A 13,310-nucleotide genomic window follows, 5' to 3' on the forward strand; every position below is an offset into this window, starting at 1 on the left:
ATGCTGCCGCAAAACCCGCCCCGCGCCTATCGGTTTCTCCCCCTCCGCCTGGGGCGCGCGCGGCAAATGTCACAACAACTTTCCGTCATCGGGTGAACCAAATCCGCCCTCACCGCGTAGTATCCCTAAAGCGGAGAGAAGATATGGCCCTCGATTTCAGTGACGACCGGCAATTTACCCGCAGGATGATGCGGGCCGAGCTATTGGATGCCGAGACCGAACGCACCCTGGCGCTGGCTTGGCGCGATCAGCGTGACGAACAGGCGCTGCACCGGCTGATCACCGCCTATATGCGGCTGGCGATCTCGATGGCGTCGAAATACCGCAAATACGGCGCGCCGGTGAATGACCTGATCCAAGAGGCCGGTTTGGGCCTGATGAAAGCCGCCGAGAAATTCGACCCTGATCGCGGGGTGCGGTTCTCGACCTATGCGATCTGGTGGATCAAAGCCTCGATTCAGGATTTCGTGATGCGCAATCATTCGATGGTGCGCACCGGTTCGACCAGCAGCCAGAAGGCGCTGTTTTTCAACCTCAAGCGGGTGCAGGTACAGGTCCAGCGCGAGGCCCGCGAGATGGGTGAGGAGTTGGACGGCCACCAGATGCGCGCGCGGATTGCCCAGCAGATCGGCGTGCCGCTGCATGATGTCGAGATGATGCAGGGGCGGCTTTCGGGGGCGGATATGTCGCTCAATGCCACCCAATCGGGCGAGGATGAGGGCCGCGAATGGATCGACACGCTGGAGGATGACCGGCCCGGCGCCGATGATCTGGTCAGCGCGCGCCATGACCTGCGGGCGCTGCGCGGCTGGCTGGTGGCGGCGATGGCGGCACTATCCGAGCGCGAGCAACTGGTGCTGCGCGAACGCAAACTGCGCGAAGAGCCGCGGACGCTGGAATCGCTGGGCGGCGAGTTGGGTCTGTCAAAAGAGCGGGTGCGCCAGATCGAATCCGCGGCGCTGGGAAAGATGCGCAAAACGCTTGAGCGTCAGGGGGAAGATGTCTATTCCCTACTGGTATGATCAGGATTAAATACCGCCCGCGGCCGCGCCGAAACGCCGCCCTATACGCCGCTATTCTCGCCAGCACCGCCGTTCTTGCTAGCACCGCAGGGCTCGCTTCGGCCTCGCAGATCCAGCCGCAGGCGCTCGATGCGCTGCCGCCCGCCGATGTCACGATCTTGGGCGAGCTGCATGACAACCCGATACATCATCTCAATCAGGCGCGGGCGGTGCGGGCGTTGGCCCCCGCCGCCATCGTCTGGGAGATGCTGACCGAGGCGCAGGCCGCGCGTATGCCCGAGCGGCGCGACGATGCCGATATGGTCGAGGCGGCGCTGGGCTGGGCCGAGAGCGGCTGGCCCGACTATGCGCTCTATCATCCGATCACCGAGGCCGCGGGCGCGGCGCGTCATTACGGCGCGCATGTGCCGCGGGCGCAGGCGCGTGAGGCCTTTGCGCAGGGGGCGGCGCCGGTGTTCGGCGCGCAGGCGGCGCGGTTCGGCCTGCAATTGCCGCTTGATCCCGCGGCGCAGGCCCTGCGTGAGGCGGCGCAATTCGAGGCCCATTGCCGCGCCATGCCCGAAGCGATGATGGCGGGGCTGGTCGAGGCGCAGCGGCTGCGCGATGCGTCATTGGCGCAGGCGGTGCTCATGGCGATGGAGCAGACCGGCGGGCCGGTGGTGGTGATCACCGGCAACGGTCATGCACGGCATGATCACGGGGTGCCGGCGCTGCTGCAGATCGCCGCGCCCGAGGTCTCGGTGCTCTCGCTGGGGCAGTTCGAATCAGATGCCGAAGCCGCTTCCGGCGAGGCGGTGCCGCATGATCTCTGGCTGGTCACCGCGCCGCATCCGCGCCCCGATCCCTGCGCCGCATTCGCCCCGCCCGCCGAAGATTAATGCGGCAGGAATAGCGCGGGCGGGCTGGCACTAAGGGATAGCGTGGGGGAGTGGTCTTGCGGATCAATCCGTAAGCGTTTCCGCGTGAGGCGCATGCCCCGCCGCCACTCTCAACCACCGCCGCCCTCAACCACCGCAGACCTGACAGTCCGCGCGGCGGGTGATCTTCATCTTGCGGGTCTCGGCATAGAGCCCGTCATAGATCATCAGATGCCCGCGCAATGTCTCGCCCGCACCGGAAATCAGCTTGATCGCCTCCAGCGCCATCATCGTGCCCATCACCCCGGGCAGGGCCGAGACGACACCGGCCTCGGCGCAACTGGGCACCAGACCCGGCGCCGGACGCTCGGGGAACACGCATTGAAAACAGGGCGCGCCGCGCGCCGGATCATAGATCGACAGCTGCCCCTCCCATTGGGTCAGCGCGGCGGCAATCAACGGCATCCCCTGCGCCACCACAACGCGGTTGACCAGATAGCGGGTGTCGAAATTATCCGTGCCATCCATCACCAGATCATACTCGGAGAACAGCGCCGCGGCGTCATCCTCGGTCAGCCGCCGGTGATAGGGGCGGAATTCGACATAGGGGTTGAGCGCTTCGACCTGTTGCTGTGCCGAGAACACCTTGGGCATGCCGATGCTCTGGTCTGTGTGGATCACCTGCCGCTGTAGATTGGTCGCATCGACCGCGTCATCGTCGATCACCCCGATGGTGCCCACGCCCGCGGCTGCCAGATAGAGCATGATCGGCGAGCCCAGCCCGCCAGCGCCAATCACCAGCACCTTGGCCTCTTTCAGCCGCTTCTGCCCCGGCCCGCCCAATTCACGCAGCATCATATGGCGGGCGTAGCGGTGCAACTCGGCGTCGCTGAATGTGCCGGTGGCGGCGGGCGCCGGGGCTTTGCTCTGCGCCTTTGCGCGCAACCGCCCCAGCCCCGCGCGATAGCCCCAGATGATCAGCGCCACGGCGGCGAGCACCAGCCATGGGCGCGCATCGCCGCCGGTCGCCACCCGCAGATCGGCGCCTGCGGGCAGGGTCAGATGGATCAGCACCACCAGCGCCCAAAGCGCGCCCAAAAGCCCCAACCGCAGGCGCATCGAGGCACCAAACAGCGTGCCAAAGGCAAATAGCGCCACGCCCAGAAACAGCACAGAGATCATTGCGGGAAACTCCTCGTCACAGCGGCGGTCGCGCGCGTTGGTAAATTCTCAGGCTTAGCTGCGACCCGTCGAGCCGAACCCACCCGCGCCGCGCGCGGTCTCGTCCAGCGTCTCGGCCAGCGCAAAATCGGCCTGCACCACCGGCGCCACCACCATCTGCGCGATCCGCTCGCCATGGGCAATCGTATAGGGCGTGTCGCTCAGGTTGATCATCGGCACGCCCAAGGGGCCGCGGTAATCGCTGTCGATCGTCCCCGGCGTGTTCGGCATCGAAATCCCGTGTTTCAGCGACAGACCCGAGCGCGGACGCACTTGCATCTCATAGCCCTGCGGGATCGCTACGCGCAGGCCGGTCGGCACCAGCAGCCGCTGCATCGGTTGCAGGGTCAGACCCGCGGCGCGATCCTCGGGGGCGAGATTGGCGCGAATATCCGCCCCCGCCGCGCCTTGGGTCGCGTAGCTGGGCAGGGCGATCTGCGCATCGGCCCAGTCTTCGCGCAGGATCTGCAGGGTCACGCTCATGGTTTTGCCTCCAGCGCTTCGGCAATCCGCTGCGCCAGATGGCGGGCGACCTCGTCTTTGGGCATCCGTGGCCAATCCTCGACCGCGCCCTCGGTGATCAGATGCACCGCATTCTCGCTGCCGCCCATAATGCCGGTCTCGGGCGAGACATCATTGGCCACGATCCAGTCGCAGCCCTTGCGCAAACGTTTCGCCTGCGCATGCTCCACCACGGTTTCGGTCTCGGCGGCAAAACCCACGACCAAGGGCGGGCGCTTTGCGTGGCGGCTGATCGTGGCCAGAATATCGGGGTTTTCCTCGAACTCCAGCGTGGGCAGGGCGCCGTTTTGCTTCTTCATCTTCTGGTCCGAGGTGTTCTTGACCCGCCAATCGGCCACCGCCGCGGCAAATACCGCCGCATCAGCGGGCAGGGCGGATGTCACCGCCGTCAGCATCTCGCGCGCGTCCTGAATGGCGATCACCTTAACACCCGCGGGCGGTGGCACGCTGGCGGGGCCGGTGACAAAGCTGACCTGCGCACCAAGATCGCGCAGCGCGGCGGCCAAAGCCCCGCCCTGCGCGCCCGAGGAGCGATTGGCGATATAGCGCACCGGATCAATCGGCTCATGGGTCGGGCCGGAGGTGACAATGATATGTTTGCCATTGAGCGGCCCCGCCGAGAGCGCCTGATCAATCGCCGCCAGAATCGCCGCGGGTTCGGCCATCCGCCCCGGCCCATGCTCGCCGCAGGCCATATCGCCGTGATCAGGCCCGACGCTGAGAATACCGTCGCCCTGCAGATGCGCCAGATTGCGCCGGGTCGCCGGATGCTCCCACATCCGCAGATTCATTGCCGGAGCGATCAACACCGGCTTGTCGGTCGCCATCAATAGCGTCGAGGCCATGTCATCGGCATGGCCCTGCGCCATTTTCGCCATCAGATCGGCGGTGCAGGGGGCGACGACCACCAGATCGGCGGCGCGGCTGAGCTGGATATGGCCTATCTCGGCCTCGGCGGTCAGATCGAACAGGTCTTGATGCAGCGCCTCACCGGCGAGCGCGGTGACCGAGAGCGGGGTGACGAATTCGGCACCCGCACGGGTCAGCACCGGCGCTACCGAGGCACCCGCGCGGCGCAACAGGCGGATCAGTTCGAGCGACTTATAGGCCGCGATACCGCCGCCGATGATCAGTAGAACGCGTTTTCCCGTCAACATAGTCGCCCCCGAATATCTTATGCTCCGGTTTATGGACGCGGCGCTGGCTTGGCAACACTGGCGGTGTCGCAGGGGCAGATGTGGCGCGCGCGCGGCGCTCCCACCCGCCCCCCCGCTTGCGCGCGCGCCCCCGCGTTAGGGGTAGGGGCGGGGCTGTGGCGGCGGCGGAGATGAGTATTTTTGGCAAGATGAAGCGGTGCGGGGCGGGGCTATGGGTGATTCGGTGGTGCTGCGATGGGCATTTAGGCGGGGTGTGGCGCGGCGGGGCGGTGTTATGGTGTGGGTGTAGTATGGAGTGCGCGCAGGGCATTTGCGAAAACATCGCGAATGCCCCTTGATTTCCCGCCGCCTGTGCCATAATTCCGGCTCAGGCTTAGGGGTTTAGCTCAGTTGGTAGAGCATCGGTCTCCAAAACCGAGGGTCGTGGGTTCGAGTCCCCCAACCCCTGCCAAGCCTTTTCTCGCCATTTCCGCATATTTTTCGCCGCCACCCGCAAAGGTGTTGCACAAAGGCCAACATTGGCGGGATCATGCCCGCGCGCGGGTCGCAGGGTTGAATTTACCCCTTTGGCCGCGTATCTGACCGCCAATCGCCGCTCATCCCTGACCGGCCCGCAAACTCCGCTCAGAGGTGACCAGATGGCCAAGACAAACCCGTTGACCTTTCTTCAGCAGGTGCGCTCGGAGACTGCCAAAGTCACCTGGCCGAACCGCCGCGAGGTTGGCGTCAGCACGGTGATGGTGCTGGTTCTGACCACGCTGACCGCGGTGTTCTTCTTTCTGGTCGATTTCATCATCCGCTCGGGCCTCGGCTTTGTGCTCGGGATGGTCGGCTAGGGCGGCAATCTGCGGGTCTGGCGCCGCTATTGTGGCGCCAAGCCCTTGATTACCGGCGGATTGGGCGCTAAAGGCACAGCAACACCCTGTATGACAGCGCGCACCGATTCGGTGCGCACATTTTTTGTCGGCAGGGATAATGGGGTCTTCGCCCGGCTAGGGCATTGATCTTGAACGGAAATGACACGGCGGCATCGCCGCTGGATGATAGGTGAGACGCATGGCCCAGCGCTGGTATTCGGTGAGCGTACTTTCGAACTTCGAAAAGAAGGTCGCCGAGGCGATCCGTACCGCGGCCGCCGAAGCCGGGCTCGAGGATGAGATCGACGAGGTGCTGGTGCCGACCGAAGAGGTCATCGAAGTGCGCCGCGGCAAGAAGGTCACCTCGGAGCGTCGCTTCATGCCCGGCTATGTGCTGGTGCGGATGGAGATGAACCCGCGCACCCAGCATCTGGTCTCGTCGATCAACCGCGTCACCGGATTTCTCGGTCAGGCCGGCAAGCCCAGCCCGATGCGCGATGATGAGGTCAATCTGATCCTCAACCGCGTTGAAGAGGGGCAGGAAGCGCCGCGCAACCTGATCCGTTTCGAGGTTGGCGAGAATATCAAGGTTACCGACGGGCCGTTTGACGGCTTTTCGGGGATGGTGGAAGAGGTCGATGACGAGAACGGTCGCCTGAAGGTGATGGTCTCGATCTTTGGCCGTCCGACGCCGGTGGAACTGGAATACACGCAGGTCACCAAGACGACCTGAGTGTTCACGTGGGAGGCCGCCCGCGGGTAGGCCGGACCACTAAGCATGTCCCTGCGATCCTCGCGGCGGACACTGACGAAAAGGAGCGGCCACATGGCCAAGAAGATTATCGGGCAGCTGAAGCTGCAAGTGAAGGCGGGGCAAGCCAACCCGTCGCCCCCCGTCGGCCCGGCACTGGGTCAGCGCGGCATCAACATCATGCAGTTCTGTAAGGATTTCAACGCGAAATCGGCAGATATGGAACCCGGTTCGCCGATCCCCTGCGTGATCACCTACTACCAGGACAAGTCGTTCAGCATGGAGCTGAAATCGCCGCCGGCCTCGTGGTATCTCAAGCGCGCTGCAGGCCTCAAGCCGGTCGGCAAGCGTAACCGTGCGCGTGGTTCCGAAGCCCCCGGCCGGACGCCTGCAGGCACCGTCACCGTGGCCCAGATCCGCGAAATCGCCGAAGCCAAGATGAAAGATCTCAACGCCGTCGATATCGAAGGCGCCATGCAGATCATCGTCGGCTCGGCAAAGTCGGTTGGTATCGAGGTTAAGGGGTAAGTCATGGCCAAGTTCGGAAAACGTACCCGCGCCGCCCGCGAAGCCTTTGCCGGCAAGTCGGAACTGAGCGTCGAAGAGGCGGTCGATCTGGTCAAGGGCTCGGCCACCGCCAAGTTTGACGAGACCGTCGAAGTCGCGATCAACCTCGGGGTTGACCCGCGTCACGCAGACCAGATGGTCCGCGGCGTGGTGTCGCTGCCCAATGGCACCGGTAAAACCGTGCGCGTTGCGGTGTTTGCCCGTGGTCCCAAGGCGGATGAAGCCCGCGAAGCCGGTGCGGATATCGTCGGTGACGAGGATCTGATGCAGGCGATCCAGGGCGGCGAGATCAACTTTGATCGCTGCATTGCCACCCCTGACATGATGCCGATCGTCGGCCGTCTGGGCAAGATCCTGGGCCCGCGCAACCTGATGCCGAACCCCAAGGTCGGCACGGTGACGATGGATGTCGCGACCGCAGTTGCCAACGCCAAAGGCGGCGAAGTGCAGTTCAAGGTCGAAAAAGCCGGTGTGATCCACGCCGGTGTCGGCAAAGCCTCGTTTGGCACCGAAGCCTTGGCGCAGAACGTGCGCGCCATCGTGGACGCGGTGTCCAAGGCCAAGCCGGCCGGCGCCAAAGGGACCTATATGAAAAAGGTCTCGCTGTCCTCGACGATGGGTCCGGGCGTCAGCCTTGATCTGGCTTCGGCGACCGGTCAGGAATGACCCGTAGGGTGTGTGCTTGGCACGCACCTTCATAGAATACCCGTCCTTTAGGGGGTGGGTTGGCGGGGCGCTCGCGCCCTGTCCTGTCCGAGACGGTGGGTGAGGCAAGGGGAAACCGGCGCCGCATAATTCCTGCCTGAGATGGGAACGAGACGAATTTGGTCGGGGAGAGATCCTCGGGCGGTTTTGGCCTCGGCTCCTATTCGGACCCGAACGCCCCGGTTCGCCGGGGCACAATTGAGCCGGGGGGCAACCCCCAAACTTGGAGTAAACCTGTGGATAGAGCCCAAAAAGAGAGCGTGGTCGAGGAACTCGGCCAGATCTTCGAAAGCTCTGGCGTGGTTGTGGTAGCACACTACGCGGGTCTGACAGTTGTTGAGATGCAAGCCCTGCGCGCGCAAATGCGCGAAGCTGGTGGGGCTGTACGCGTTGCCAAGAACAAGCTCGCCAAGATCGCCCTCGAAGGAAAGCCCTGCGCAAGCATGGCCGACCTGCTGACGGGCATGACCGTTCTTGCCTATTCCGAAGACCCTGTCGCCGCGGCGAAGGTCATGGATAGCTTTGCCAAGACCAACAAGAAGTTGGAAATCATTGGCGGCGCTATGGGTGAGAACGCTCTGGACCAGGCTGGTGTTCAGGCCGTGGCACAAATGCCGTCGCGTGAGGAGCTTATTGCTTCGATCGTTGGCTGCATTGGTGCACCTGCTTCGAACATTGCTGGTGCAATTGGCGCGCCTGCTTCGAACATCGCAAGCATCCTCTCCACTCTGGAGGAGCGGGAAGCCGCTTAAGCAACATCTGGCCCGTGTGTGGCACAAGCTGCACGTCGGAACACACCTGACTGAATGAATGGAAATTTGAAATGGCTGATCTGAAAGCACTCGCCGAAAGCATCGTCAACCTGACCCTGCTGGAAGCCCAAGAACTGAAAACCATCCTCAAAGACGAGTATGGCATCGAGCCCGCCGCTGGTGGCGCTGTGATGATGGCTGGCCCGGCTGGCGATGCCGGCGCTGCCGCCGAAGAAAAGACCGAGTTCGACGTCGTCCTGATGGAAGCTGGCCCGAACAAGATCAACGTGATTAAAGAAGTTCGCGCGATCACCGGTCTCGGCCTGAAAGAAGCCAAAGAGCTGGTCGAAGCTGGCGGCAAGCCGGTCAAAGAAGCCGCTCCGAAGGCCGAAGCCGAAGAGCTGAAGACCAAACTGGAAGCCGCTGGCGCCAAGGTCGAACTGAAGTAATCGGGCGGGGTGCGTGACACCCTGACCGCATAATATGGCTGGGTCCGGCATTGTCCGGGCCCGGCCTAAGCTGTTTTTGGAGGACGGCCCGGCATTCCCTCGGGGAAGGGGCCGTCTTCCAGAAGCAGCCAGGGTTCGGGAGCTGACCGGTGGGACGGTCGGCAGGAATGGAACCCAGCTTCTGTTTCGCATGGGGCAGCACCGCCGAGGCCCGACGGCTGGCGCGCCCGCGAAAGAATGAAAGGTGATACCTGCATGGCTCAGTCCTATGTTGGCCAGAAACGCATCCGCCGCATGTTCGGCAAGATCCGTGAAGTCCTGGAAATGCCGAACCTGATCGAGGTTCAAAAGTCGTCCTACGACCTGTTCCTGCGCTCCGGCGACAGCGACACGCCGCTGGATGGCGAAGGCATGATGGGAACCTTCCAATCGGTGTTCCCGATCAAGGATTTCAACGAGACCGCGGTTCTCGAGTTCGTCAAATACGAGCTGGAGAAGCCGAAATACGACATCGACGAATGTCAGCAGCGCGACATGACCTTCTCGGCTCCGCTGAAGGTGACGCTGCGTCTGATCGTGTTCGATATCGACCCTGACACCGGTGCGAAATCGGTCAAGGACATCAAAGAGCAAGAAGTCTTCATGGGCGATATGCCTCTGATGACCCCGGTCGGCACCTTCATCGTCAACGGCACCGAGCGCGTTGTGGTGTCGCAGATGCACCGTTCGCCGGGCGTGTTCTTTGACCATGACAAGGGCAAGACCCACTCGTCGGGCAAGCTGTTGTTCCAGTGCCGCATTATCCCCTACCGCGGCAGCTGGCTGGACTTTGAATTCGATCCCAAGGATCTGGTCTTCGCGCGCATCGACCGCCGCCGCAAACTGCCGGTGACGACGCTGCTCTATGCGCTTGGCATGGATCAGGAAGACATCGTCAGCGCCTATTACGACAAGGTCACCTACCGTCTGGAAAAGAACCGTGGCTGGGTCACCAAGTTCTTCCCCGAGCGTGTGCGCGGCACCCGTCCGACGATGGATCTGGTCGATGCCGCAACTGGCGAAGTGATCCTTGAAGCTGGCGACAAAGCCACCCCGCGTCTGGTCAAAAAGTGGATCGACGACGGCGAGATCACCGAACTGCTGGTGCCGTTTGAGCATATTCAGGGGCGTTTCGTCGCTGAAGACATGATCAACGAAGAGACCGGCGAAATCTGGGTCGAGGCCGGTGACGAGCTCACCTGGGAACTCGACAAGGATGGCGAAGTCAAAGGCGGGTCGCTGAAAACCCTGCTCGATCAGGACATCACCGAGATTCAGGTGCTGGACATCGACAACGTCAACGTCGGCCCCTACATCCGCAACACGCTGGCCACCGATAAGAACATGAACCGCGATCAGGCGCTCATGGATATCTACCGCGTGATGCGTCCGGGCGAGCCGCCCACCGTTGACGCCGCCTCGGCGCTGTTCGACACGCTGTTCTTCGACAGCGAGCGTTATGATCTCTCGGCCGTGGGCCGGGTGAAAATGAACATGCGTCTGGCGCTTGATGCCCCCGACACCCAGCGCACCCTGCGCAAGGAAGACATCATTGAATGTATCCGCGCGCTGGTTGAACTGCGTGACGGCAAGGGCGAAATCGACGACATCGACCACCTCGGCAACCGCCGTGTGCGTTCGGTCGGCGAATTGATGGAAAACCAGTATCGTCTGGGCCTTCTGCGCATGGAGCGCGCAATCCGCGAGCGCATGTCCTCGGTCGATATCGACACGGTGATGCCGCAGGATCTGATCAACGCCAAACCCGCCGCAGCGGCAGTGCGTGAATTCTTCGGCTCGTCGCAGCTGTCGCAATTCATGGACCAAACCAACCCGCTCTCCGAGGTGACCCACAAGCGTCGTCTCTCGGCGCTTGGGCCGGGCGGTCTGACCCGTGAGCGTGCCGGTTTTGAGGTGCGCGACGTTCACCCGACCCACTATGGCCGGATGTGCCCGATTGAAACGCCGGAAGGTCAGAACATTGGTCTGATCAACTCGCTGGCCACCTATGCCCGCGTGAACAAATACGGCTTCATCGAGACCCCCTATCGCCGTGTGACCGACAGCACCGTTACCGATGATGTCGAATATCTCTCGGCCACCGAAGAGCAGCGCCATGTCATCGCGCAGGCCAACGCCACGCTCGACGACGAGGGCAAATTCGTCAACGAGCTGGTTTCGACCCGCACCGCTGGCGAATACACGCTGAACCCGCGCGAGGCGGTCAACCTGATTGACGTGTCGCCGAAACAGCTGGTCTCGGTCGCCGCCTCGTTGATCCCGTTCCTCGAGAACGACGACGCCAACCGCGCTCTGATGGGCTCGAACATGATGCGTCAGGCGGTGCCATTGCTGCAAAGCGATTCGCCGCTGGTCGGCACCGGTATCGAGGGTATCGTTGCCCGCGACTCGGGTGCGTCGATCATGGCCCGCCGTGCCGGTATCGTTGACCAAGTGGATGCGCAGCGTATCGTGGTGCGCGCCACCGAGATGCTGGAGCCGGGTGAGCCGGGCGTTGACATCTACCGTCTGCGCAAGTTCAAGCGTTCGAACCAGTCGTCCTGCATCAACCAGCGTCCGCTGGTGAAAGTCGGCGAAAAGGTGGTGCGTGACGAGGTCATCGCCGATGGTCCCTCGACCGATATGGGCGAACTGGCCGTGGGCCGGAACGTGGTCGTCGCGTTCATGCCGTGGAACGGCTACAACTACGAAGACTCGATCCTGATCTCCGAGCGTATCCTCAAGGATGACGTCTATACCTCGATCCATATCGAGGAATACGAAGTCGCCGCGCGCGATACCAAGCTCGGGCCGGAAGAGATCACCCGCGACATTCCCAACGTCGGTGAAGAAGCGCTGCGCAACCTCGACGAGGCGGGCATCGTCTATATCGGCGCCGAAGTGCAGGCGGGCGATATTCTGGTCGGTAAGATCACCCCCAAGGGCGAAAGCCCGATGACGCCGGAAGAGAAACTTCTGCGCGCCATCTTCGGTGAGAAGGCGTCCGACGTGCGCGACACCTCGCTGCGCTTGCCGCCGGGTGCTTATGGCACCGTGGTCGAAGTGCGGGTGTTCAACCGTCACGGCGTCGACAAAGACGAGCGTGCGCTGCAGATCGAGCGTGAAGAGATCGAGCGTCTGTCGCGTGACCGCGATGACGAGATGGCGATTCTTGACCGCAACATCTACTCGCGTCTGCGCACCCTGATCCTCGGCAAAACCGCGGTCAAAGGCCCCAAAGGCGTGCGTCCGAACACCGAGATCACCGAAGAGCTGCTCGACGGGCAGTTGTCGCGTGGCCAGTGGTGGCAGTTGGCTCTGGCAGATGACGCCGAAGCACAGGAAGTCGAGGCGCTCAACGCCCTCTACGACCAGCAGAAACGCGCTCTGACCCACCGCTTCGACGATAAGGTCGAGAAGGTGCGCCGTGGCGACGATCTGCCGCCGGGTGTGATGAAGATGGTCAAAGTGTTCCTCGCGGTGAAGCGCAAGCTGCAGCCGGGCGACAAGATGGCCGGTCGTCACGGGAACAAGGGTGTGGTGTCGAAAGTGGTGCCCGAAGAGGACATGCCGTTCCTCGCCGATGGCACCACCGTCGACCTCGTGCTGAACCCCTTGGGCGTGCCCTCGCGGATGAACGTCGGGCAGATTCTCGAGACCCATATGGGTTGGGCGTTGCGCGGTCTGGGCATCCAGATCGACGAGGCGCTGCAAGAGTATCGCCGCTCGGGTGATCTGACGCCGGTGCGTGAGGCGATGCATCACGCGTATGGCGATCTGGTCTATGAGGACGCTTTCGCCGGTATGGACGAAGACGAGTTGGTGGATTCTGCCAGCACCGTGACCCGCGGGGTGCCGATCGGCACGCCGGTGTTCAACGGTGCCAAGGAAGCCGATGTCAATGACGCGCTGCGCCGCGCCGGGTTCAACGAATCCGGTCAGTCGGTGGTGTTCGATGGCCGCTCGGGCGAGAAATTCGCCCGTGAGGTCACCGTGGGTGTGAAATACATGCTCAAGCTGCACCACCTCGTTGACGACAAGCTCCACGCGCGTTCGACCGGGCCGTACAGCCTTGTGACCCAGCAGCCGCTGGGTGGTAAGGCGCAGTTCGGTGGCCAGCGTCTCGGGGAAATGGAGGTCTGGGCCCTTGAGGCATACGGCGCCGCCTATACCCTGCAAGAGATGCTGACCGTGAAGTCGGATGACGTTGCAGGCCGGACCAAGGTCTACGAGTCGATCGTCAAGGGCGAAGACAGCTACGAGGCCGGCGTGCCGGAATCCTTCAACGTGTTGGTGAAGGAAGTCCGCGGCCTCGGCCTGAATATGGAACTCCTGGACTCGGAGGAGGAGGGCTGACGCTGCGCCCGAACCACGCGCCCTCGGCAACAGCCGTAGGGTGCGTGGTCTCCAC

General features: G+C 63.0%; 12 protein-coding genes and 1 tRNA gene. 10 read left to right on the forward strand and 3 right to left on the reverse strand.

Annotation, left to right across the window (positions count from 1 at the left end):
* Positions 1–143 precede the first annotated feature (143 nt).
* Together DDE20_RS04640 and DDE20_RS04645 are read left to right on the forward strand one after the other, a co-directional pair.
* A complete protein-coding gene (locus DDE20_RS04640; RefSeq protein WP_116557314.1) occupies positions 144–1,022 on the forward strand; it encodes an RNA polymerase factor sigma-32 in 879 nt (292 codons plus the stop codon).
* The gene (locus DDE20_RS04645) at positions 1,019–1,900 is read left to right on the forward strand and encodes a ChaN family lipoprotein (protein ID WP_116557315.1); all 882 of its coding nucleotides are present in this window, start codon (positions 1,019–1,021) and stop codon (positions 1,898–1,900) included. The genes DDE20_RS04640 and DDE20_RS04645 overlap by 4 nt, the downstream gene beginning before the upstream one ends.
* 126 nt (positions 1,901–2,026) lie before the next feature.
* On the opposite strand, the gene DDE20_RS04650 is transcribed toward DDE20_RS04645, so the two are convergent.
* The 3 genes from DDE20_RS04650 to coaBC are packed head-to-tail and all read right to left on the reverse strand — an operon-like array spanning position 2,027 to position 4,779.
* The gene (locus DDE20_RS04650) at positions 2,027–3,061 is read right to left on the reverse strand and encodes a HesA/MoeB/ThiF family protein (protein ID WP_116557316.1); all 1,035 of its coding nucleotides are present in this window, start codon (positions 3,059–3,061) and stop codon (positions 2,027–2,029) included.
* A 54-nt stretch (positions 3,062–3,115) separates the two neighbouring features.
* The gene (gene dut, locus DDE20_RS04655; RefSeq protein WP_116557317.1) at positions 3,116–3,583 is read right to left on the reverse strand and encodes a dUTP diphosphatase; all 468 of its coding nucleotides are present in this window, start codon (positions 3,581–3,583) and stop codon (positions 3,116–3,118) included.
* The gene (gene coaBC, locus DDE20_RS04660; protein WP_116557318.1) at positions 3,580–4,779 is read right to left on the reverse strand and encodes a bifunctional phosphopantothenoylcysteine decarboxylase/phosphopantothenate--cysteine ligase CoaBC; all 1,200 of its coding nucleotides are present in this window, start codon (positions 4,777–4,779) and stop codon (positions 3,580–3,582) included. The genes dut and coaBC overlap by 4 nt, the downstream gene beginning before the upstream one ends.
* Positions 4,780–5,154: 375 nt before the next feature.
* Here coaBC and DDE20_RS04665 point away from each other — a divergent pair.
* From DDE20_RS04665 to rpoB, 8 genes are all read left to right on the forward strand, one after another.
* Positions 5,155–5,230 (forward strand) — tRNA-Trp (locus DDE20_RS04665).
* 187 nt (positions 5,231–5,417) lie between these two features.
* The gene (gene secE / locus DDE20_RS04670; protein ID WP_116557319.1) at positions 5,418–5,615 is read left to right on the forward strand and encodes a preprotein translocase subunit SecE; all 198 of its coding nucleotides are present in this window, start codon (positions 5,418–5,420) and stop codon (positions 5,613–5,615) included.
* Between the two features lie 220 nt (positions 5,616–5,835).
* The gene (gene nusG, locus DDE20_RS04675; RefSeq protein ID WP_116557320.1) at positions 5,836–6,369 is read left to right on the forward strand and encodes a transcription termination/antitermination protein NusG; all 534 of its coding nucleotides are present in this window, start codon (positions 5,836–5,838) and stop codon (positions 6,367–6,369) included.
* A 93-nt stretch (positions 6,370–6,462) separates the two neighbouring features.
* Positions 6,463–6,915 (forward strand): 50S ribosomal protein L11, encoded by a 453-nt coding sequence (gene rplK / locus DDE20_RS04680; RefSeq protein WP_116557321.1) that lies wholly within the window; start codon positions 6,463–6,465, stop codon positions 6,913–6,915.
* Positions 6,916–6,918: 3 nt separating this feature from the next.
* Positions 6,919–7,620: a 50S ribosomal protein L1 gene (rplA, locus tag DDE20_RS04685; protein ID WP_116557322.1), complete on the forward strand. Its 702-nt coding sequence runs from the start codon at positions 6,919–6,921 to the stop codon at positions 7,618–7,620.
* A 275-nt stretch (positions 7,621–7,895) separates the two neighbouring features.
* Positions 7,896–8,411: a 50S ribosomal protein L10 gene (gene rplJ, locus DDE20_RS04690; RefSeq protein ID WP_116557323.1), complete on the forward strand. Its 516-nt coding sequence runs from the start codon at positions 7,896–7,898 to the stop codon at positions 8,409–8,411.
* Between the two features lie 71 nt (positions 8,412–8,482).
* Complete coding sequence (gene rplL / locus DDE20_RS04695; protein WP_116557324.1) at positions 8,483–8,860, forward strand: 50S ribosomal protein L7/L12; 378 nt, start codon at positions 8,483–8,485, stop codon at positions 8,858–8,860.
* Positions 8,861–9,115: 255 nt separating this feature from the next.
* A complete protein-coding gene (rpoB, locus tag DDE20_RS04700; protein ID WP_116557325.1) occupies positions 9,116–13,255 on the forward strand; it encodes a DNA-directed RNA polymerase subunit beta in 4,140 nt (1,379 codons plus the stop codon).
* The last annotated feature ends 55 nt before the right edge of the window (positions 13,256–13,310 follow it).

The organism is Pararhodobacter oceanensis, assembly GCF_003076755.1.
GTDB lineage: Bacteria > Pseudomonadota > Alphaproteobacteria > Rhodobacterales > Rhodobacteraceae > Pararhodobacter > Pararhodobacter oceanensis.